The sequence below is a fragment of the Polyangium sorediatum genome (assembly GCF_029946465.1).
Classification (GTDB): domain Bacteria; phylum Myxococcota_A; class Polyangia; order Polyangiales; family Polyangiaceae; genus Polyangium; species Polyangium fumosum.
The window spans coordinates 62,434-83,348 of sequence record NZ_JARZHI010000018.1 but is presented as its reverse complement, the minus strand read 5'-3'; the positions used below and the strand labels follow the sequence as shown (position 1 = coordinate 83,348).

The window sequence follows — 20,915 nt, the reverse complement described above, 5'->3', positions numbered from 1 at the left end:
GAGGAGCCGGGGGACTAGGCCGGCCGTCCCTCGACCGAGTCGGCCGAGCCAAGAGGACCGCATGAGCCTGACAGGAAAGCAGCGCCGCCACCTGCGCGCGCTCGGCCATCACCTGGATCCCGTGGTCCAGCTCGGCAAACACGGGCTGACCGACGGCATCGTCTCCGCCGTGAACGACGCGCTCGAGCAGCACGAGCTGGTCAAGGTGCGGGTCGGGACCGAGTGCCCCGACGAGCGCGGCGATCTCGCCGAAAAGATCCCGCCCGCCGTGCGCGCCGAGCTCGTGCAGGTGCTCGGCCGGACGATCTTGCTCTACCGCCGTCACCCGAAGGAGCCGAAGATCACGCTTCCGAAGGCCGGCTGAGCGCGGCCGGCCGTCAGGGCTTGCCGCGGGTGTTTTCCTGCGGAGCGGCCAGGCGGGCGAGGATACGCTGGAGCTCCTCGACGCTCATGTCGATGTACTCGACGACGCGGCCGTAGAGCATCGCCGTGGGCACGTTGCGGCCCCCGCGCTCCTCCTGCGTCTTGTGGAGGACATAGAGCACGATGCGCTCCTTGCGGGTCAAGCCATCCCGCACGTCGGGGAGGTTGTCGTAGGGGCCGGGCTGGTAGCGCTTCATGGTCGGCAGCGTGGGCGTCTCTCGCCCAGACGCACGCTCCTACCCCTCCCGCCGAGGTCATGCAAGAATGGGCGCGCGATCCGGTTCGCCGACAACGACGAGTCATGCGCTCCGCCAACGACATCCATCCCGGCGCCCTGATCGGCGGTAAATACCGCGTTCGCGCCATCCTCGGGCGTAAACATGGCCTCACGGTGGACGCGTTCCACACCGCGTTCGACCAGCGGGCCATCATCAAGCTGCTCCTGCCGCATCAGGCCGATGCGCGCGAGATCGAGCGCTTTCGCCGCGAGGCGCGCGCCCTTTCGAAGATCGCCTCCGAGCACGTCGCCCGCATCATCGACGTCGGCAACGAGGCCGACGGGACGTTTTACCTCGTCCGGCAGTACCTCGAAGGCATCGACCTCGAGCGGCACGTCCGCAAGACCGGCCCGCTGCCGCTGCACGACGCCGTCCTGTTCGCGCTGCAAGCCTGCGAGGCCGTGGCCGAGGCACACGCGAACAGCATCGTCGTGCGTGATCTCGAGCCGTCGCACCTCTTCCTCACGCAGCGGACCGGCGGCGCGCCGCTGATCAAGATCACGGAGTTCGGCACGGCGAAGCTGCTGGGCGGCGCGCAAGATGCGACGGGCGAGCTCACGGGGACGGCGATGTTCGGGCTCACGCCGTACGCGTCGCCGGAGCTCGTGCGCAAGGCGAAGGACGTGGATGCGCGCACGGACGTGTGGTCGCTCGGGACGATCCTCTACGAGATGCTCGCAGGTCGTCCGCCGTTTCAGGGCGAAGCCGCGTACCTGATGCTGCAGATCACGCGCGAAGAGCCGATGCGCGTGTCGCAGTTGCGCGGCGACGTGCCTGCGGAACTCGACACGGTGATCGGCTGGGCGCTCGCGAAGGACGTGGAGGCGCGCTTCCGGAGCGTGCACGCGTTCGCGCACGCGCTCTTGCCGTTCTCGCCGCCCGAGGGCCGGCTGCTCGTGGATCGAATCGGGCAGATCGCGCAGGCCGCGCGCGAGAGGAAGACGACCGGATCGGTGCCGCCGCCTGCGCCGCCGCCGTCGTCCCCGGCCACCGCGCCCGCGTGGTTGCCCGCGCCGACGCCGCCGCCCATGGCCGGGGGCGTCGTGAACCCCGAGTTCGCGCACCTGCCCGCCGACGACGACGCCGAGACGAACGTGCACCTCGGCTCGGGGATCTACGGGGCGCCGGCGCCGCAAAGGTATATGGCTTCGGCGCTTCAGCAGGCTGCGCCCGCGCCGATGGGGATGGACGAGCCGATGACGGAGGTGTTCTCCGGGCCGGTCGTCATGCCTGCGCCTGCGCCCGTGCCTGTTGCCGCACCTGCGCCCGCTGCCGCCGCCGCACTTGCGCCCGCACCCGCGGCGGAGCCTGCGCCTGCGCCCGTCGTTGCGCCTGCTGCCGCCGCACCTGCGCCTGCGCCCGTGCCCGCTGCCGCGCCCGTGCCCGCTGCCGCGCCCGACAGCTCGCGCATGATCCGCGTTCTCCTCGCGTTCTGCGCGGTCGGCTTGCTCGGCGTGGTCGTGCTCATGGTCATGCTCCTGCGCAAGCAGTCCGGCGAGCCAACCGCCTCGACGACGACGCAGTCCCAGGAGAACGGGCCCATCGCGATCCCCACGCCTCCGCCCGTCGCCACGCCCGCTCCCTCGGCCGTCGCCGCGCCCCCGAGCACGCCGGCTCCCTCGGCCGCGCCCCCTCCGGCCGAGACCGCCTCCGCGGCGGCGTCCGCCGAGGCGCCCGCGTCCTCCGCGTCGGCCGTCGCGGCCGTCACGCCGCCGCCCTCGGGCGGGGACGAAGCGCCGAAAGGCGGCAGCGCCGCGTCCGAGTCGACGACCAAAACGACCCCAACGCCCGCGCCCGCGCCGGCCGCGGCGAACGGGACCCTCGTCGCCGTGGCGGTCGGCGGTCCGTGTTCGTTCACCGTCAACGGGGCCTCGAAGGGGAAGTCATCGTCGCTGCGTGTGTCGCTGAAGGCGGGCACGTACTCGGTGACGTGCAAGCCCGCGAGCGGCGCCGCGAAGTCGAAGAGCGTGACCGTTCGTCCGGGCGAAACGGCCATGGCCATGTTCAAGCTCTGAGGCGGTTCGGGCAAACGTCCCTCCCGGTTCGTACGGGACGGCCCGGCTGCGGGTTGGGCGCGCGGCTTGCTTTCGTGGGTGGCGGACCGTGCGGCATCAGGCCCGCACCTCCGGGGCAAGACGGTGAACCATCAAGAAGCGTTGCGGATCGAACCCGACCGTAGCAGCAGCCCACACCTTCCCGATCTGCGCGGGCCGCGGCGCGTGGACGGAGCCGAGAGCCGCGTCGGACAGCTCCTCGAAGCGCTGCGAAAGCACGAAGGCAGGCATGTCGTCGTCATCCGGGGATACCCGGACCCCGACAGCCTGGCGAGCGCGTGGGCCCATCAAAGGCTCGCCGCGAGCGTGGGCATCGAGTGCGACATCGCGCACCTGCCGCTCGTGAGCCGGGCGGAAAATCGGGCGATGGTGAACTTGCTCGATCTCCCGCTCGTTCGCGTGACCGCGGCGGAAGACCTCGACCGGTACGCCGCGTTGAGCCTGGTCGACACGAACGCGATCGAGCTGCCGAGCAGCGCAGGGCTGCCCTGCGTGTCCATCGTGGATCATCACGCCATTCAGGGAAAACCGATCGCGGATTTCGTGGACATCCGGCTCGGCGTGGGCGCCGCGAGCACGATCTACACAGAGTACGTGATCGAGGCGCCGACGCGGGTCCTGGAGAGCGGGGCGATCGCGACGAGGCTCGCGACCGCGCTGGCCTACGGGATCCGAAGCGATACGGATGATCTGCTGCACGCGAGCGCCGACGATTTGCGAGCACTCGCGAGCATCATCGAGCTCGTGGACACGGACGTGCTGAGCGCGCTGTCGCGCTACGCGATCCCGTCGAGCTCGATGCGGATCATGCGGCGGGCGCTGGAGGCGATGCAGGTGGAAGGGATGTGGGTCTTCGCGGGCGTGGGGCAGGTGCGCTCGCAGGACCGGGACGCGATCGGGCAAGCCGCCGACTTCCTCCTCCGGCGCGAGGGGATCAAGACGGCGATCACGTTCGGCCTGGTCGAGGGGTGGATCGACGGCTCGCTGCGCACGACCGATGCGTCGCTGGATCCGGCGACGTGGCTGCGCGACGCGTTCGGCATCGGCCCGCTCGGGATGCCCTACGGCGGCGGGCGGCGCGGCAAAGGCGGATTCCAGATCCCGCTCGGGCCGCTCGCGGCCTGTCCGAACCAGGACGCGCTCTGGCAGGTTGTCCGGGAAATGGTCGAGGACACGATCCGGAAACGGATCGGGACGTCGGACGAAGCCGGCTGAGCGAATCGTCGTCGTCGCGCTCGAAATCGAAGAATGTCGGGGAAATCGAGGGGCGTCCGGTCAAACCGGGCGCCCTTCGTGTCCGCGGGGGACGGCGACGAGGGTCGGCTCGGCGGGCGGTTTGTCCTTGGCGGGCTCGTTGTCCCCAGCGCCTGCGTTGAAGGCAGCCGAGAGCTCGTTCACGAGGGCGAGCGCGTCGAAGGGCTTGGGGAAGACACGGCGGACGTCGAGGCCCATGATGCGCCGGCGGAGCTCGACGTGCGCCGAGACGACGATGATCACGCCCGGCCGCGTCTCGGGGGGTTTGCCGAGCAAGGCCCGAATGACGCCCACGCCGTCGAGGCGCGGCATCATCAAATCGATGACGAGCGCGTCGACGCGATGGCGCTCGAGCAGCTTGAGGGCCTCGACGCCGTCGGCGGCGAGCAAGACGTCGAAGTCCGATACGACCAGGAGGTTGCGCATCGAATATCGAATCTCGTCGTCGTCATCGACGATCAGAACGGTCGGTCGCGAGCGCTTTCCCAATTTCGTGCCCCCCACTGGCAATGAACCCCTCCGTCCCTAATGAAGCCACCGTCGACGAACGCAAGGTGGTAACCGTGCAGGAGACGACGATCGATTGGACCGAAGTGATCGCGCGGGCGCCCGATGGGGTGGTCTGCGCGGACGAACGTGGGCGGATCGTGTACGCCAATCCCGCGGCGGAGCGTCTCCTCGGGCGCTCGCCCGGAGAGCTCGTCGGAGAGTCGTTCCCCGAGCTCGTGGCGCTGTCCAACGGAGAAGGGCATCGCTGGGACGAGGCGACGGTCGCGCCGGAGCGCGCCATTGGGCATCGAAAGGACGGGACGAACGTGCCGCTCGAGGTCTCGCTCGTGCCGCCCGGGGGCCGCGCGTTCGCGACGGCCTTCGTGCGAGACCTGTCGGCGAGTGATCGGTCGGTCACGACGAAGCTGCTCTCGGCCGAGCGCGAGTCGTTCCTGTCGATGGCCGCGCATCAGCTCCGCGCGCCGATCCAGCCGGTGCTGAACTCGCTCCGGACGATCGAGCGCGCGCTCGCCATCGGGACGACGCCGCCCGAGGGGACGATGGCGCGCGCGCTGCGGCAGACGCTCCGGCTCGGGCGGCTCGTGGACGCGATCCTGAGCGACGCCGCGGCGATCGAGCGCGGGACGCTGGAGGTGCACGTGGCGCCCTTCGACCTCGCGGTCTTCACGCGCGAGGTGGTGGAGGACTTCCGCCTGGCCGCGCCGTCGCAGCGGCTCGAGTACCACGGGCCCGGCGACGGGGTGCCCGTGACGTCGGATCCGGATCGGGTGCACCAGATCCTGATCAGCCTCATCGACAACGCGATGAAGTACTCGGGGCGGCAGCGCGTGGTGACGGTGGAGGTCGAGGGGACGGAGTCACGCGTGCGGGTGCGCGTGATCGATCAGGGGATCGGGATCCCGGCGGCGGAGCAAGCCAGCGTGTTCGGCAAGTTCTACCGCGGCTCGAACGTGCCGACGGCGGCGAGCGGGCTCGGTGTGGGGCTCTATCTGGCACAAGGGCTCGCGAAGCGTCTGCACGGGAGCTTGACGGTCGCGAGCGAGGTGGGGCGAGGGAGCGCCTTCTCGCTGGTGCTGCCGAGGCACTGGCCGGAGGGCAAAGGCGTGGCGGCGCCGGCCCAACGAGGGAACCGCGATGAAACTCGCCCGCCGCATTGAGCCGAGCTACGAGGCGCTCGCAGCGAGGCTCGCCGAAGCCCAGGAGGAGAACACGCGCCTCCGCCAGGAAAACGAGCGCCTCGCGCAGGAGCGCGCCGAGCGGGAGGCGGCCGAGGAAGAGGCGCGGCAGGAGATGCGGACGTTCTTCGCGCTGATCGCGCATCAGCTCAAGAGTCCGCTTTTGCCGCTGGAGGTCTCGCTCATGACACTCGCGCGGGCGCTCGAACGAGGGACGAGCGTCCCGCCCGACACGTTCCCGCGGACGATGCGGCAGGCGCGCAGGCTGGGCCGGTTGATCGAGGCGCTGCTCGTGGACCTGCCCCGTATCGAGGACGGATCGCTGCGCGTGGCGGCGCTCTCGTTCGACCTGCGCGAGCCGGTGCGGCGGGCGGTGGGCGAGGCGCGGCTGATGCTGGAGTCGCGGACGTTCACGCTTCACGAGCCCGCCTCGCCGGTGCGCGTGCGGGGCGATCCGGAGCGGGTGGAGCAGATCGTGGCGTCGCTCGTGGAGAACGCGGTGAAGTACTCGCCGCCCGAGGCGCCGATCGGCGTGCGGGTGATCTCCGAGGACGCGGCGAGCGCGGTGGTGGTCGTGGAGGACCGGGGGATCGGGATCCCGGCGCGCGAGCTCGGCCAGGTGTTCACGAAGTTCTATCGGGGTTCCAACGCGCCGAGCTACCTGTATCGCGGGCTGGGTGTAGGTCTGTACCTGGCACACCACCTGGCGACGCTCTGCCGAGGTCGTTTGTCGGTCGAGAGCGTGGAGGGCCAGGGCACCATCTGTCGGCTTTGCATCCCGCTCGACGCGTGAGCACGCGCCTCGACCGTGCGGGCCTTGCTCAGGCCGCATGGCGCGCCCGTTGCTGGAGCGCGAGGCGATGATCGAAGATCCTCACAAATCGGAAATGGGCGGCGCCCACCTGAACGGTCACGCGAAGGGGGCGGCGCGGGTGGTTCGTCAGGTGAAACGGGCCGACGACAAGCTGGTCGCCTTCGTCGAGGAGCGGCCGCTCGTCGCGCTCGGCGTGGCGCTCGCGTTCGGGTACGTGCTCGGGCGCGTGATGACGCGTCAAGGATGAGAACGGAGGGGTTCATGGTTGGGGAGAGACAAGCGGGGCAAGGCGGCACGACGGAACAAGGGGCGGACCGTGGTCCCCTCGCAGCGTTCGGCGGAGTCGATCCAAACGAGGTGCTCACGATGGTGAGCGACGTGGCGCGGGCGAACCCACATGCGGCGCTCGTCGGCGCGGTCGCGGTGGGCTTTCTGCTCGGCGGCGGGCTGACGCCCCGGCTGCTCGGCGCGGCGGCGCTCTTCACGGCGCGACGTTACTTCCGCGCGACGGTGGAAGAGACGCTGGCCGGGCTCGAGCACGGGCTGGCCGAGCGGATGGGCAACGCAGGCGCGCGCTGAGCGCCTGGAGGACGGCGAGAGCGCCGACTCGTTCGGCGCTCTGCGAGATCGCGCGAAGCGAGCTCGCCTCGGGACGACGAACGGGCCGGCCTCAGGGCTCGGCCGACTCACGCCGGACGAAGCTTGCGCCGCGCGCCTCGAGGAGGCGCTCGACGGCGCCCGCAGCCGCAGGCGAGGCGCGGACCGCGACGAGCGAGCCGCCCATGCCGACGGCATCATCGAGCAAGCGCGCCTCGAACTCCGGGTGACGCGCCCCCAAAAGTCCACCCACCGCCACGCCGATCGCGCCGATGACGCCGGCGCCCGCCGCCGCCGCGACGACCGGACCCGCGAAGACGGAGCCAGTCGCGGGCACGACGAGCGAGCCCGCGGCGCCGAGCGCGCCCACGATCGCGCCGAGCAGTCCGCCCATCGCAGCGCCGATCGCAGCGCCTTCGGAGGCCTTGCTGCCGAGGTGGAGGCCGAGGTCGCCTCGATGGCCGACGTGCTTGGGGATGACGCTGACGTCGCCGGGCAGGACGCCGAGCTCGGCGAGCGAAGCGAGCGCGCCGTCCGCCTGCGCGCGTTCGAAGAAGAAAGCGATGAGGATCTCGTGTTTCATGATGCCGCGACTTTCGCGCGGACGAACCGCGCAGGAGCTTCGAGGCCCCAAAGCGTGCAAACCGTGCACGCAGCGCGTACACGGTTCGCACGTGAGGTGTGTGTGGAGCGCGTCACGAACGCCGGCGCGCGCGTCGGCGCTAACGGCTCTGGCCGGCCTCGTTCGATGTGGCGAACGAGCGCTCGCGGATCTGGTTCGCGGCTGACTCGAGCTCACCCCGGACGCGCCCGGCGGTGAAGCGCGCGCGGTCTTTGACCCGATCGGCGCCCTGGCGGAGTCGCTCTCGGGTCTCTTCGCCCGTGCGCGGCGCGTAGAGCAAGCCGATGCCCACGCCGAGGGCCACCCCGACGCCGACCCCGATGGAGGCTGGCACGAGCCAGCTCGTCGTGGTCCTGCGCTCGTAAGGGAACGACTCTGCCAAACGCTGGAGGAATCCGTAGTTCTTCATTGTTTAGGCTCCGTCGGGGATGGATCGGAGCCTCACGTGGGGCTGGGAGCTGGGGGTCGCTGCAGGTGACCCGAAGCTCCCAGCGCGAAACGAACCACGTGAGCGCTCGATCGAATCCGCGCGGGAGGGCCAGGCAGCACGCATGCCACAGCAGGAGCGGGCAGGGCGAGCGCACACGGCGCCGCAAAAATGTCCGCGGCGCCGTGTGAGGGGCAGGATGCGAGAAGGGGGGAGCTACTTGCAGAAGCCGTCGATGCAAATCTTGCCCGACGCGCAGGCGAGCCCGGCTGTGGGATCGCACTCATTGCCGAGGTTGTCGTTCGAGCCGCAGACCTGGTGGTCGCCGGACATCGTCGAGACGGGCTTGCAGACGTCGAACGACGGCAGGTTGTTGCAGGCGTTGTCGTTCGGCGGGGCGCACGAGATGTAGCAGGCGTGGTGCAGGCAGATGGAGCCCGCGGCGCAGGCGTCCTGCACGCCATCCTGGTTGCAGTAGAACGCGGCCGTCTGGTTCGGGATGCAGCCGTTCTCCACCCATACGTCGCCCGGCGGGCACATGCCCATCTGGCTGCGCGGGACGCACGCGCCGTCGACGCAGACTTCATCGGCCGAGCCGCAGTCGTTCGTGATGGTGCAGGGCTTGGCCGGCACGGTGCAGACGCCGACGGGGTCGCAGGTGTATCCGCCGTCGCAGTCGGCGTTGTCGTTGCACGCCGGGGTGCACTTGCCGTCGACGCACTTGTTGTTCGCCGGGCACTGGGTCTGGTCCGTGCACTGATCCGCGGGCGCGGTGCACACGCCGCTGACGCAGGCGTAGCCGGCGCCGAGCGCGCTGCAGTCGGCGTCCGTGCCACACGCCGCGGGGTTCTGCGGGACGCACTGCGAAGCCTCGCAAGCGTAGCCGTAGATGCAACCGACGGTGTCGCAGGTGCCCGGCTTGCAGGTGCCGTCGGGTGCGCAGGTCTCGCCCATGGGGCAGTCGTCGGGGTTGCCGCACCAGGTGACCGAGCCGCCCGAGCCGCCCGTGCCGCCGGTCCCGCCCGAGCCGCCTGTGCCGCCTGTGCCACCTGTGCCGCCAGGCTGGCAGCTCGCCTGCATGCCCTCGATGACGCACTCGAAGTCCGAGGTGCATCCCCAGATCGTGCAGTCGCCCGTGTGGCACTCGTTGTCCCGGCCGCACGTCTCGTTCACGCCGCAATCACTGGAGTCGTTGCAGCCGTTTGGATTCGAGCAGTCCCCCGAGGGGCACGGTCCCTCGTTCCACTCGCCGTCGTCGTCGTAGATGGGACAGCCAGCGAGCAACGTCGCCATCATGCCGATGAAGCCCAGCAGAGAAAGTCGCTTCATACCGTCTCCCAATAAGCATCGACCACGCCGCGAAGCAGGTCTTCCCGGGCCTTGACGAAGGCCGGGGCAACAGGAGGAGCCTAGCAAGCAGCATGCCCTGTACAAGGCCGCGGGATCGCGCCGGGTTTTGTCGCGCCGATCCGCTGCGGAGAGAGGGGGGCGGGCGCGGCGCGTGGGGTCGGATCGTGAAAGGGCGTTCACGATCGGCTGTGGCATCCAGGATCCGGCGAGCCGAGCGCGCAGGATCCACGGACCTTGCGTGTCGAACAGTGGAGCACGGCAGGGCAAGCGCGGTAGAAGTAGGAGCCTGATGCGCCGCAGCGCCGGCCTTCGCGGCCGTTGCGTCCCGGTGCACAAAGAGGAAAGCTGCCAAGTTCCCCATGGAAGTCACCTGCGAGCGCTGCGGCACGGTGTACGACTTCGATGACGCTCTCGTCTCCGAGCGCGGCACCTCCGTGAAGTGCACGACCTGCGGGCACCAGTTCAAGGTGCGTCGCGCATCCGTGGGGACGGTCCCCGATACGTGGGTCGTACGCACCGTCGACGGGCGCGAGATCGAGTTCTCCGCCCTGCGCGAGCTCCAGGGCGCGATCCACGACGGGAAGGTGACCCGCGACGACGTGCTCTCCCGCGGCAACAGCCGGCCGCGCAGGCTCGGGTCGATCGCCGAGCTCGATCCGTTCTTCAACCGCATCGGCATGACGGTGCCCGGCACCGGGACGACGCCGCCGCCGCCGGCCGCGCGGACCCGAACGAGGACGCCCGCAGGCCTCGGCGGAGGGGCGGCGCAGCCCCCGCGGCAAGAAGGATCGGTCGTGTTCGCGTTGCCCGGGCGTCAGCAGCAGGCCCCAGCGGCTGCGGCTCCGCCCATGGCGATGGGCGGCGCGTTGCTCGGGCGGAGGCCGGCGTCGGTGCGCCCGCCCGCGTCGGCCGGGGCCGACAAGGGTTCGGACATGCCGGCCCTCGCGGCGCCGCGCGTGCCGGGCGGGCTCGAAGAGCTGAACACGATGGACGTCGTGGAGGCGCCCATCTCGACGCGGAACAACGGCGGCTTCGGGTCGCCGCCGCCGATGCGCGCGCAAGCGGGTTCGTCGTCGGACGAGCGAGGTGGGACCGTGGAGCGGATCAGCGCGCTTCCGCCGCCTCCGCCGCCGCCGCGCAAGCCCGCGGGGTCGGCGCCGATGTTCCCGTCGCCGCCGGCCGAGGGGCCGCCCTTGCCGCGAAAAACCGCGCCGTCGTCGCCGATGTTTCCGCCGCCGGAGCCTCCGCCGCCGCCCCGAAAGGCCGCGGCGTCCGCGCCGATGTTCCCGCCGCCGGAGCCCCCGCCGCTGCCGCGAAAGGCCACGCCCGAGCCGCCGAACGTGCAGGACGCGGGGCCTTCGAGCGGCGACGATCCGACGCTCATGATGGAGCGGCCGCCGACGAGCGAAGGGCCGACGCTCATGATGGATCGTCCGCCGGCGCTGACGGCGGGCAAGGCCACGCCCGCGCCGCCAAAAGCCGAGCCAGCGAAGCCGATCTCCTCGAAGTCGCCGCCGGCGACGCCGCCGTCGAGCGGGCCCACGTCGTTGCCGCCGTCGTCGGCGCTGCTGCACAGCGACGATGTGCTCTCGGTCTCGGGCGTGCCGCCGCGTCGTCCGCATGCAGCGCGCTGGATCGTGGGGGTTTTGCTGCTCGGCGCGGGCGCGCTCGGCGCGGTGATGGTCGGGCGCGAGTACCTGCCGAAGGGGAGCGGGGCGGCGGCGTCGACGCAAGGCGACGCGCGGCTCGGGGCGCTCCTCGATCAGGGCGATCGTGATCTGCGGGATGGGGATCTCGACGCGGCGAACGAGTCGTACGTGAAGGCGAGCGCGATCGCGGACGCGGATCTGCGCGTGGCGGTGCGGCTCGCGCGCCTCGCGGTCGTGCGCGCAGATGTGGCGTGGCTCAAGGTGCGGCTGCTCGGCGCGTCGGATCCGGATCTGCCGAACGCGCGGCGCGAGCTCGATCTCGCGGTGGGGCGCGCGAAGCAGGCGGCGGACCGGGCGCAGTCGATCGCAGCGGCCGACGCGGACGTGACGCGCTGTCGGATCGACGCGCTTCGCCTCGCGGGAGACATGGACGGCGCGCGGAAGCTCGTCGCGACGCTGCCGAAGGCGACCCCACAGGCGAGCGACGAGCTCTTGTTCGCGACGCTCGATCTGGCCGAGGCTGCGCCGGTGTGGGCGACGGTGATCGAGCGGCTCAGGGCCGCGGCGCGGGACGAGCAGAACCTCGGGCGTGCGCGGTCGATGTTGATCTACGCGCTCGCCCGATCGGGCGATACGGCCGGCGCGAAGGTCGAGCTCGACAGGCTCGCGGCGATGCCGAGGCCCCACCCGCTCGTGGCGTCGCTGCGCGCGTTCATGGCGAGCGCGGAGGGCGCGAAGAAGCCCGAGGTCGAGGCCGCGAGCCTCAAGGTGGAGGCGGGGGACGACGCGCTGAAATCCGCGATCGAGGCGATCGAGAAGGGCGAGTTCGACAAGGCCGAGCCCCTCTTGAAGCAGCTCGCGGAGAAGACGCCGAAGGACACGAAGGTGCTGAAAGCGCAGGGGGATTTCGCGCAGAAGAAGCGCGACCGCGCCGCGGCGATCCGGTTCTACGAGCAGGCCGTGGCCGCGGACGGCACGAACCTGGATGCGGTCGCCGCGCTCGCGGATCTCCGGTGGGAGAACGGCGAACGCATGACGGCGAGCACGCTCTACCGCAAGATCATCGAGAAAGGCGGCGACGCGAACCCGCACACGAAGCGCGCGAAGGAGCGGCTCGCCAAGTTCGCGGATTCCTGGGAGCCCTGATGAAGAAGAGGCGAGACCGACGTGTTCGTCTGGGGGCGCTCGGCCTTTCGATCGCGGCGCTCGTGGTCGCGGGCGCGGGCTGCGAGGGGAGGCCGCGGAGCACCACGAACGCGCGGGTCTCGCCGGCGCTGAGCGGGCCTTCGGTGGTCGAGATCGATCTGTCGCGCGGGGCGCCCGAGTCGTCGCAGGGCGGGCTCTTCGGCTCGCCGCGGGGGCGCACGCACGCCGATCTCGTGCAGGCGATCGGCGCGGCGAACGAGCGCGAGACGACGAAGGGGTTTTTCGTGAAGCTCGGGACCGCAGGGCTCGGGCTCGCGCGGGCGAACGAGATCGGGCGCCTCTTCGCGTCGATCCGCAAGGCGAAGAAGCCCGTGGTTTGTCACGCCGACGATCTCGGGAACGCGACGCTGCTGCTCGCGTCCATGGGCTGTGATCGTGTGTGGGTGAGCCCGGCTGGAGGCGTGGAGTCGGTGGGCCTCGCGGCCGAGCTCGTGTTCGGCAATCGCCTGCTGGAGAAGCTGCACGTCGAGGTGAACTTCCTGCAGGTCGGCAAGTACAAGGGCGCGCAGGAGCCGTTCACGCGCGACAGCGCGAGCCCGGAGGCGAGGCAGTCGGTCGAGGGCGCGCTGCGCGGGCTGCGCTCGGCGTGGCTGTCGGCGATCACGGAGGGGCGCGGCAAACCCGAGCTCGCGGACATCGTGGAGGATGGGCCGTTCCCGCCGGAAGAGGCGAAGGCGAAGGGGCTCGTCGACGAGGTCGGGTACGCGGACGAGGCTCGTGACGAGGCGAAGAAGCTCGCGGGCGCGGAGCGCGTGAGCGTGCGGTTCGGCGGAGGCGCGTCGCCGGAGCCGGTGTCGGGCGGGATCATCGATGTGATCCGTGTGCTCGCGGGGCCGGGCTCGGGCGGAGAGCCGCACGTGGCGATCGTGCCGGCGACAGGGGCGATTGCGATGGGCGGCGCGCCGTCGTCGCCGCTCGGCGGGAGCGACGGGATCAACGAGCGTGAGCTCGGCAGGACGATCGCGCGGCTGGAGAAGGACGAGTCGACGAAGGCGGTGGTCTTGCGGATCGACTCGCCCGGCGGATCGGCGCTCGCGTCGGATCTTTTGTGGAAGCGGCTGATGAAGCTGCGCGGGGACAAACCGCTCGTCGTGTCGGTCGGAGGGATGGCCGCGAGCGGCGGGTATTACCTGGCCTGCGCGGGGACGAAGATCGTCGCCGAGCCGACGAGCATCCTCGGGTCGATCGGCGTCGTGTCGGGGAAACTCGCCGTGGGCAAGACGCTCGCGGAGATCGGCGTGACGACCGAGACGATCGCGGCCGCGCCCGATCCGCTGAAGGCGAAGCGCGCGACGTACATGTCGCCGTTCCAGGGGTGGGACGAGCCGACGCGGCAGAAGGTGCTCGGGTCGATGCAGTCGATCTACGATGTGTTCGTCCGGCGCATTTCCGAGGGGCGCGGGATGGCGGTCGAGAAGGTCGCCGAGAGCGCCGAGGGTCGGATTTTTGGCGGGGTCGAGGCCAAGGAGAGGGGCCTCGTTGACGAGCTCGGCGGGCTCGTCGACGCCGTGACGCTCGCGCGAAAGCTCGCGCATCTGCCGGACGACGCGCCTGCCGAGGTGGTGGGCGAGGGCTCGGGGCTCCTCGATTTGCTCGAAGCTGCAGAGGATGGAGAGGCGGGCGCGGCGCAGGAGAGCAAGGCTGCGCGGGCGGCGCGGCAAGCCGCTGTGGACGCTCTCTTGCCCGAGGTGGGCGCGCTCCTGCCCGAGGTCGCCCGGTATCTGGGCTCGATGGCGCCCTTCCTGTCGGGCGAGCGTACGCTGGCGGCCATGCCGTTCGGTCTCATCGTGCGTTGAGCTCACCGCTCGTCCGCGGCCTCTGGTAGCCTGGCCGCGCCCTTCCATGAGCTATTTTTCCGCGACGGATGAAGACGCCGCGCCGGTCGCGCGGCGAGCCACCATGCCGCCGCCCGAGCTCGCCGATCGGCCGGCGCCCACCTCGGCAGGTTCCCTCGTGCTGGAGGCGAACCGCACGGAAGAGCCGATCCAGCGGCATCACGGCCCTCGCGCGGAAATCGCCCACCTGCGCGGCGTGGTCGCGCGTTGTCGAGAGGCCGGCGACGTGGCCGGCGAGCGCGAGGCCGCGTCGACGCTGGCGCGGCTGCTCGCGTCCCGCGAGACGGAGCTCGACACGGCCGTGAACGTGGCGCGGCGCGCGCTCGAGCTCGGTGAGGACGATGGGCTGCGTTCGGAGCTCGCCGAGTGGCTGGCAGGGCTCGGGGAGCCGATCGCTGCCGCGGAGGTGCTGCGCGCGTCGTGTGATCCGTCGCGGCCCGCTTCGTCGGCGCAGGCGCTCTTGAAGATCGCGGTGCTGCTCGCGCGAGGCGCCAATCCGAAAGGCGCGGCCGAGGCGCTGAAGGAGGCGGCCGCGTTCGATTCGAGCCAGCCGATGCCGCTCGAGCTCATCGGCACGATCGCGGCGTGGGCGCAGGACGCGATCCCGAAAGCGGACGCGGCGGCGGGGTATTTGACGGCGGCGGCGCGGCACGAGGCGCTCGACGATGCGGACAGCGCGCTCGAGGATCGGCTGCGCGCGTTCGAGATCGCGCCCGAAGACGAGATGGCGGCGAACACGATGGTCGACGCGCTCGCCGCGCGCGGCGCCGCAGGCGCGGCCGACGAGGCGCTGCGTGATCATGCGCTCGCCGCTTTCCAGACGAACCGGTACCGCGCGCGGCAGGTGCACCTGCGCCGCGTGTCGCGGGCGCTCGACGAGGGGAACGCGGCGCGCGCGATCGCGGCCGTGCTCGACGCGGGGATCGTGGCCGAGGTCGAGAGTGATCTCGGGTTGCTCGCAGATCGCGCCGTCGCGCTCGCGTCGCTCGATGGGATCACTTCGGTGCGGCGCGAGCTCCGGCAGAAGGGCGGGAGCATCGCGTCGATCGCGGCGCGCGCGAAGGGCTCGGAGGTCGGGGCGGCGGCGTTGCTCCAGGCGACGCTCGGCGCGTCGAAGGAGCGCGAGCGCGCCGATGCGCTCGTGCAGATCGCGGCGGAGACGAGCGGAGAGATCAGCGCGAGCCTGCTCGCGGTGGCCGCGGAGGGCTACCTCGGGCTCGGGATCGCGTCGCTCGCGCGGAGGACCGCGGAGGACGCGTGCCTCACGGATCCCGGGTCGGCGCGGGCTCTGTCGGCGCTGGCGAAGGCGACGATCGCGATGCCGGACCTCGACGCGGCGATGGCGGTCGAGGGCGGCGCTTCGACGATGCTGATCCGATCGTCGCTCTGCGAGGGTCTCGCGAAGTCGTTCGAAGCGGTCGGGGAGATGGCGCTCGCGGTGACGTGGACGCAGCGCTGGCTCGCGCTTCGTCCGGGATGCCCGAACGCGATGCGCGAGCTCGTGCGGCTCGCTTCACAGGCGTACGATCCGGACCGGCTGGAGGACGCGCTCGGGTGGGTGCTCGCGCAGCCGCGGCCGCTCGATGACATGGCGAGCCTCTTCGGCGACGCGCTCGCGCTGCTCTTCGAGCTCGACGCGCCGCGGGCGATCGACGTCGGGAGGCGCGCGCTCGACATGTACGGGCCGCGCGTGCCGGGGCTGCGTGGTCGGCTGCTCGCGATGAGTGATCGCGCAGAGGATGTGGCGCTCGGCGTGATCTTGCTGGAGCGGCTCGTCTCGGCGGACACGAAGAACGAGCGCACGATCGAGCGGCTCTTCGATCTGGCGCAGCGGCGCGCGACCGCGGAGGACTGGGACGGCGCGGCGGCGGAGCTCGCGCGCGCCGCGGCGAAGGGCGCGGAGTCGCGGCACCTGCACGAGCACCTCGACGCGCTCGACGACAAGATGCAGCAGAGCGGCGCGTCGCTCGGCTCGGACGGGCTCGTCGCGTTCGTCGAGGCGAGGGTGCACGCGCTCGGCGATCTCGTGGATGGGCCGGAGCAATCGGCCCTCGAGAACCTGTCGAGCGGGCTCAGGGATCTCGGGGCCGTGCGCTGGGATCTCGCGCAGGATTCGGCAGGCGCAGAGGAGGCGTTCTGGCGGGCCGCGGTGGCCGCGCCGCGCGGCGGGATGGAGCGGTACGCGCGGGACCTCGTGACGTTCGCGGGTCCTGCGGCTGCGCTCGACGCGATCGTGCGGCGCTCGGAGACGCTCACGTCCGAGCCGCGCCGTCGCGCGAGCCTGCTCATCGAGGCCGCGAACCTCGCCGTCGCGAACGGGCTGCCGAAGCGCGCGCTCGAGATCGGCGCGAGCGCGATCCAGATCGACCCGTCGCGCGCCGAAGCCGTGGCGATCGTCGAGCGATCCTCCGCGGTGGAGGGCGGCATCGACGTGCTCGATCGCACGTACGACGTGCTCGCCGCCGCCGCGCTCGGTTGTTACGGGCGGCGCGCGGCGCACTACCGCGGCGCGCGTCAGCTCGAACGAAGAGGCGCCACCGAGGCGGCGCTTCGCCACGCCGTCGCGTGCTTCGAGGCCGTCCCGTCCGAGGGCACGTCGTACTTCTTGATGGCGCGCCTCGCGGAGCGCGGCGGCAACCCGACCGAGGCCATCCGCGCGATCGAGCGCGTCGCCGAGGCAGCCGACGGGGGCGTGCGGGCCGCGTGGCTCAAGCGCGCCGCCTCGCTCGCGAAGGCCGCAGGCGAGGGCAGCCGCATGCGCTTCGACCTGCTTCTGCGCGCGCTCACGGCGCGGCCGGACCTCGGGACCATCGAGGAGATCGGCGAGGCGCTGCGCAAGCTCGTCGCGTCCGTGAGCCACGTCGGGCCGCTCGTCGCCCGCTTCGAAACCGCGGCCCTCGCCGCGCTGAAGCGAACCGATGGACCGGATGGCGCGCGCGCGGCCGTGGCCCTCGCCAAGGTCGCGCTCGGCATCCTCGGCGCGTACGCGCTCGGGCTCTCGCTCGTCGAACGCGCCGTGGCCGCGGACGGCGACATTGACGAGTACGACACGCTCGTCGAACTCGCGCCCATGGTCGCCGCGGGCGACGCGGCGACCACCCGCGCCTTCCTCGAATCCCTGCTGCTCGCCGTCGCCAAGCCGTACGCCAGCGTCGGCGTCGCGCTCCTCCGTCTCGGCGGCAAGCTCGCGCATGCGATCGGGGATCCGCTCGTCACGGGCACGCTCTTCGTGCAGGCGGCGCGCCGCGCTCCGGACGACGAGCTGCTCGTGAGCGACGCCGACGCAGCCGTGTTCGCCTCGGGCGACGCGGCGCTCGCGCGTGACCTCGACGCGGCCGTCGCCCCGGATGTCCGGCTCGCGGCCCTGCTCCACGTCGCCGAGCGCAAAGAGCGCGAAGGCAATTTTGCCGAGTCGATCGAGACGCTCGAACGCGCCTTGCGATCCCCGAGCATCACGCCCGAGCAACGCGAGGCCGCGCTCTCCAGCATGCGCCGGCTCTTCGTCCTGTCCGAGCGCGCGAGCGAGGCCGAGGCCGTGCTCGCCTCCGAGCTCGCGCGCCAGGACCTCGGCCCGATGTCACGCGTGCGCATCGCGGTCGATCTCTCGACCATGCTCGCGGGCCGCGGCGAGGACGCGGCCGCGCTCGACGTCCTGAAGCGCATCCTCCAGGACAGCGAGCCGACCGACGAGCTCCTCGCGACCACGCTGCGCCTCGCGCGCCGCACGGGCGATCGCCCCGCGCAGGTCGCGCTCCTGAACCTCCAGCTCCAGCGGACCGACGACGCCGTCGCGCGCGCGGCCATCCTGCGTGAGCTCGCTGCGCTCCTCGAAGCGCTCGGTGATCACAAGGCTGGCGTCGCGCACCTCAAGGCCGCGAGCGAGCTTGCGCCCGACAACGAAGAAGCCCTCGAAGGACTCGAAGCACACGCGGCCTCACAGGGCGATCACGCCGCCGTCGCCGACATCCTCGGCAAGCGCATCGCCGCGGCGTCGACGCCCGATCTTCGCCGCACGCTCCGCCTGCGCCGCGCGGCCGTCCTCGAGCAGCGCCTCGGCCGCCTGGAGGACGCTTGCGCCGAGCTCGACGCGCTCCTCGCGGAGACGCCCGACGATCCGAGCGCGCTCCGCTTCCTCGCCGACATCCACGAGCGGCTCGGATCGCCGCTCCGGGCTGCGCCCCTCTGGCAGCGCCTCGGCGAGCTCTCCGCGAAGACCGACGAGCGCGCCGAGTACGGCATCCGCGCCGCGAACGACTGGCTCGCGGGCGGCAACGCCCAGGCCGCGCGCAACATCCTGGAGAGCATCGCGCCCATCGCAGCGCGGGACGCCGTCATCGAGCTGCGCGTCTCGATCGCTCGCCACCAGGGCGACGCCCGCACCCTCTCCGAGGCCCTCGATCAGCTCGCCACCGCCTCCCGCGAGCCCGCGGACAAACGCGCGAGTTACCTCGTCGAGGCGGCGCGCGCTTCCTCCTCGACCGGCGACGAGGCCACCGCCCTCGATCGCGTCCGTCGCGCGGTCCGTCTCGCTCCGCACTCGGCCGAGGCCGTCCTCGAAGCGCGCCGCCTCGAGTACCGCGCGCGCGGCGGCGGCACGCCTCGCGAAGCGCAGCACGCCATCGACGAGCTCATGCGCATCGCCGAGCACCTCACGCCCGAGCAGATGGAGCTCCAAGCGTTCCTGCTCGCCGAGGAGCTCGACGTCATCCAGGGCGGCGGCGCCGGCATGCGCGAACTCTCGCGCCGGCATGCTGCGTTCGGCCCGGCTCCGCTCATCGCCCTCGGCATGGCCGAGCGCCTCGTGCGCAACAAGAACTTCGACGCGGCCTTGCCCCTCTTCGAGCGCGCCTTGACGGGCGACCTCCGTGGCCTCCGCAGCCGTGGCCGCGTCGCCCTCGCCGCGGCGGACGCGGCCCTCTCCGCGGGCCAGCTCGAGACCGCGTCGCGCCTCCTCGACACGGCCGCCGTCGAGCCCGACACCCGCCCGATCGCGATGCGCAAGAAGCTCGAGTTCGTCGCGGGCTACGGCGAGCCCGAGGCTGCGCGCTCCGCCCTCTTCGACCTCATTCGCCAGAGCGCCGGCCTCGATCGCGCCCGCTTCCTCTACCAGCTCGGCCGCCTCGTCGTCGCCACCGACCCCGACGAGGCCATTCGCCTTTACGCCGACGCCTTCCCGCTCGCCGCCCCCGATCGCAACCTCACCGCGCAGATCGCCGAGGAGCTCGCCCATGCGCGGAGGCCGCGCCTCATCGTCGAGCCCTCCGATCCGCCGCCCCCGCCTCCTCCGCCGGCCCCCGCGCCCCTCGGCGACGACGGCCAGGCCCTCGTCCTCGACCTCGAAGAGGCCTTCGACAGCGCGTTCGACGACGCGGTCGACGACGACGACGACATCCCGATCCCCCTCGCCGCGAGCGCCATTCGCTCCATGCCGACGGGCCTCCGCCCGCCGCCGCCGCCCGCGGAAAAGCCTCTCCCCGCGCCGATCGTCGAGGAGCCCCCGCCGCCTGCGCAACCCCGCGCCCGCACCGCGCCTCCGGCTCCGGCCCCGGGCGGCGGACCTGCGCGCGAGACGGCGCTCTTCGAGCAGCTCATGGCCGGCTCGTACGATGCTGGCGAGCGCCTCGTCGAGCTCTACGGCGCGAACGCCGAGGCGCGCTCGCGTGACCTCCTCGTCGTCCGCAAGCACCAGGCGTCGCTCCGCCCCGGCGATCGAACCACGCTCCAGAAGCTCCATGAGGCTGCGCTGCTCGACCGCAACGGCGCCTATGCCCGCGCCGTCGACCACGTCCTCGCGGGCTTCGATCCGGCCGGCCGCGCCGTCGCGCCCCCCGCGCTCTCGGCGCTCGCCTCCGCGCCCGAGCTCGTCCTCGCGCTCCTCTTCCGCAACGTCGAGAGCCCCATCAACGAGGCCCTCGCCATCACCTGGGAGACGGGCCGTTACCGCCGCGAGCCGAGCCACTACGGCCTCACCGGCGCCCTCCGCGTCCAGCCCGGCGCGCCCACCGTCCTCGGCGACGTGTGGGGCTCCGTCACGCGCGTCTTTGGCGCCGCCCGCACCCCGCTCTTCCACCGCCGCGTGCCTGCCGGCGCCCCGAACCAGGCCTCCGCCCTCGGCGTCCAGGTCGCGCTCCTCGCGCCTCCGGCCGTCGTCCTCTCCGGCGAGATCCGCGAGGAGACCCCCGAGCTTCGGTACCTCCTCGGCGCCTCCATCGCCGGCGCCATGCCCGAGCACGTCCTCGTCCGCCTCCCCGAGGAGCACCTCCGCACCCTCATCGAGGCCCTCCGCGCCGCTTTTGGCCCCGTCGGCCCCACCGGCGGCACCGATCCCGGCGTCGCGCGCCTCGGCCAGGACCTCTGGCAGATCGTCCCTCCCCGTGGGGACCGCCGCCTTCGCGAGATCTTCGCCCAGCCCGACGGCATCACCTACGAGGCCGCCATGGAAAGCGCTCGCCGCGCCGCCCGCCGCGCCGGCCTCTTCGCGAGCGGCGACCTTCCCACGGCCCTTCGCCTCGTCGTTGCCGAGCTCAAGCTCGAACTCGACACGCCTCTCACGGCCGAGGGTGGCCTCGCGCGGGCTTGCGCGGCGCACCCCGCCCTCGCCGATCTCGTTCGACTCGCCACGCGTAGCGAGTATGCCGAGGCCCGCTTCCGCGCGGCGCCTTCCACCGAAGGGAACAAGAACGGACCGCCGAGCCGCTTTCGTGGCACTTGATGGAGGGGC

The 20,915-nt window shown here is 71.9% G+C and carries 15 protein-coding genes; 10 read left to right on the top strand and 5 right to left on the bottom strand.

From position 1 onward, the window contains the following. Window positions 1-61: 61 nt before the first annotated feature. Window positions 62-364, top strand: a complete 303-nt coding sequence (gene yhbY / locus QHF89_RS21255) for a ribosome assembly RNA-binding protein YhbY (protein ID WP_136930941.1) — start codon at window positions 62-64, stop codon at window positions 362-364. A 13-nt stretch (window positions 365-377) separates the two neighbouring features. Here yhbY and QHF89_RS21250 read toward each other — a convergent pair whose 3' ends face one another. Further along, window positions 378-620 carry a hypothetical protein gene (locus tag QHF89_RS21250; RefSeq protein WP_136930940.1) on the bottom strand — a complete coding sequence of 81 codons (243 nt, stop codon included), beginning with the start codon at window positions 618-620 and terminating at the stop codon, window positions 378-380. Window positions 621-724: 104 nt separating this feature from the next. On the opposite strand from QHF89_RS21250, the gene QHF89_RS21245 reads away from it, so the two are divergent. Together QHF89_RS21245 and QHF89_RS21240 are read left to right on the top strand one after the other, a co-directional pair. Then, complete coding sequence (locus tag QHF89_RS21245; protein ID WP_284720757.1) at window positions 725-2,716, top strand: serine/threonine protein kinase; 1,992 nt, start codon at window positions 725-727, stop codon at window positions 2,714-2,716. A 123-nt stretch (window positions 2,717-2,839) separates the two neighbouring features. Continuing rightward, window positions 2,840-3,970 carry a DHH family phosphoesterase gene (locus QHF89_RS21240; protein WP_136969916.1) on the top strand — a complete coding sequence of 377 codons (1,131 nt, stop codon included), beginning with the start codon at window positions 2,840-2,842 and terminating at the stop codon, window positions 3,968-3,970. Window positions 3,971-4,030: 60 nt separating this feature from the next. Here QHF89_RS21240 and QHF89_RS21235 read toward each other — a convergent pair whose 3' ends face one another. Next, window positions 4,031-4,513 carry a response regulator gene (locus tag QHF89_RS21235; protein WP_284720756.1) on the bottom strand — a complete coding sequence of 161 codons (483 nt, stop codon included), beginning with the start codon at window positions 4,511-4,513 and terminating at the stop codon, window positions 4,031-4,033. Window positions 4,514-4,572: 59 nt separating this feature from the next. Here QHF89_RS21235 and QHF89_RS21230 point away from each other — a divergent pair, with 59 nt between their 5' ends. The 4 genes from QHF89_RS21230 to QHF89_RS21215 all read left to right on the top strand — a co-directional run bounded on the left by QHF89_RS21230 (window position 4,573) and on the right by QHF89_RS21215 (window position 7,087). Beyond that, window positions 4,573-5,676: a PAS domain-containing sensor histidine kinase gene (locus tag QHF89_RS21230; protein WP_284720755.1), complete on the top strand. Its 1,104-nt coding sequence runs from the start codon at window positions 4,573-4,575 to the stop codon at window positions 5,674-5,676. After that, a complete protein-coding gene (locus QHF89_RS21225; RefSeq protein WP_136969919.1) occupies window positions 5,654-6,487 on the top strand; it encodes a sensor histidine kinase in 834 nt (277 codons plus the stop codon). The genes QHF89_RS21230 and QHF89_RS21225 overlap by 23 nt, the downstream gene beginning before the upstream one ends. A gap of 67 nt (window positions 6,488-6,554) precedes the next feature. Then, window positions 6,555-6,755, top strand: a complete 201-nt coding sequence (locus QHF89_RS21220) for a hypothetical protein (RefSeq protein ID WP_136930935.1) — start codon at window positions 6,555-6,557, stop codon at window positions 6,753-6,755. Between the two features lie 14 nt (window positions 6,756-6,769). After that, window positions 6,770-7,087, top strand: a complete 318-nt coding sequence (locus tag QHF89_RS21215) for a hypothetical protein (protein WP_136930934.1) — start codon at window positions 6,770-6,772, stop codon at window positions 7,085-7,087. 91 nt (window positions 7,088-7,178) lie between these two features. On the opposite strand, the gene QHF89_RS21210 is transcribed toward QHF89_RS21215, so the two are convergent. The 3 genes from QHF89_RS21210 to QHF89_RS21200 form a co-directional block, all read right to left on the bottom strand. Next, window positions 7,179-7,688 carry a hypothetical protein gene (locus tag QHF89_RS21210; protein WP_136969920.1) on the bottom strand — a complete coding sequence of 170 codons (510 nt, stop codon included), beginning with the start codon at window positions 7,686-7,688 and terminating at the stop codon, window positions 7,179-7,181. 139 nt (window positions 7,689-7,827) lie between these two features. Then, window positions 7,828-8,136, bottom strand: coding sequence for a YtxH domain-containing protein (locus tag QHF89_RS21205; protein ID WP_136930932.1), 309 nt, complete (start codon window positions 8,134-8,136; stop codon window positions 7,828-7,830). 234 nt (window positions 8,137-8,370) lie between these two features. Continuing rightward, a complete protein-coding gene (locus tag QHF89_RS21200; protein ID WP_284720754.1) occupies window positions 8,371-9,483 on the bottom strand; it encodes a hypothetical protein in 1,113 nt (370 codons plus the stop codon). A 380-nt stretch (window positions 9,484-9,863) separates the two neighbouring features. Between QHF89_RS21200 and QHF89_RS21195 the strand changes: the two genes are divergently transcribed. From QHF89_RS21195 to QHF89_RS21185, 3 genes are read left to right on the top strand one after another with little or no spacing between them, the layout of a single operon-like run. After that, complete coding sequence (locus QHF89_RS21195; RefSeq protein ID WP_136969923.1) at window positions 9,864-12,299, top strand: zinc-ribbon domain-containing protein; 2,436 nt, start codon at window positions 9,864-9,866, stop codon at window positions 12,297-12,299. Further along, entirely contained in the window at window positions 12,299-14,155 is a 1,857-nt protein-coding gene (gene sppA / locus QHF89_RS21190; protein ID WP_136969924.1) for a signal peptide peptidase SppA, read from the top strand. The genes QHF89_RS21195 and sppA overlap by 1 nt, the downstream gene beginning before the upstream one ends. A gap of 46 nt (window positions 14,156-14,201) precedes the next feature. After that, window positions 14,202-20,906, top strand: coding sequence for a hypothetical protein (locus tag QHF89_RS21185; RefSeq protein ID WP_136969925.1), 6,705 nt, complete (start codon window positions 14,202-14,204; stop codon window positions 20,904-20,906). Window positions 20,907-20,915: the final 9 nt, after the last annotated feature.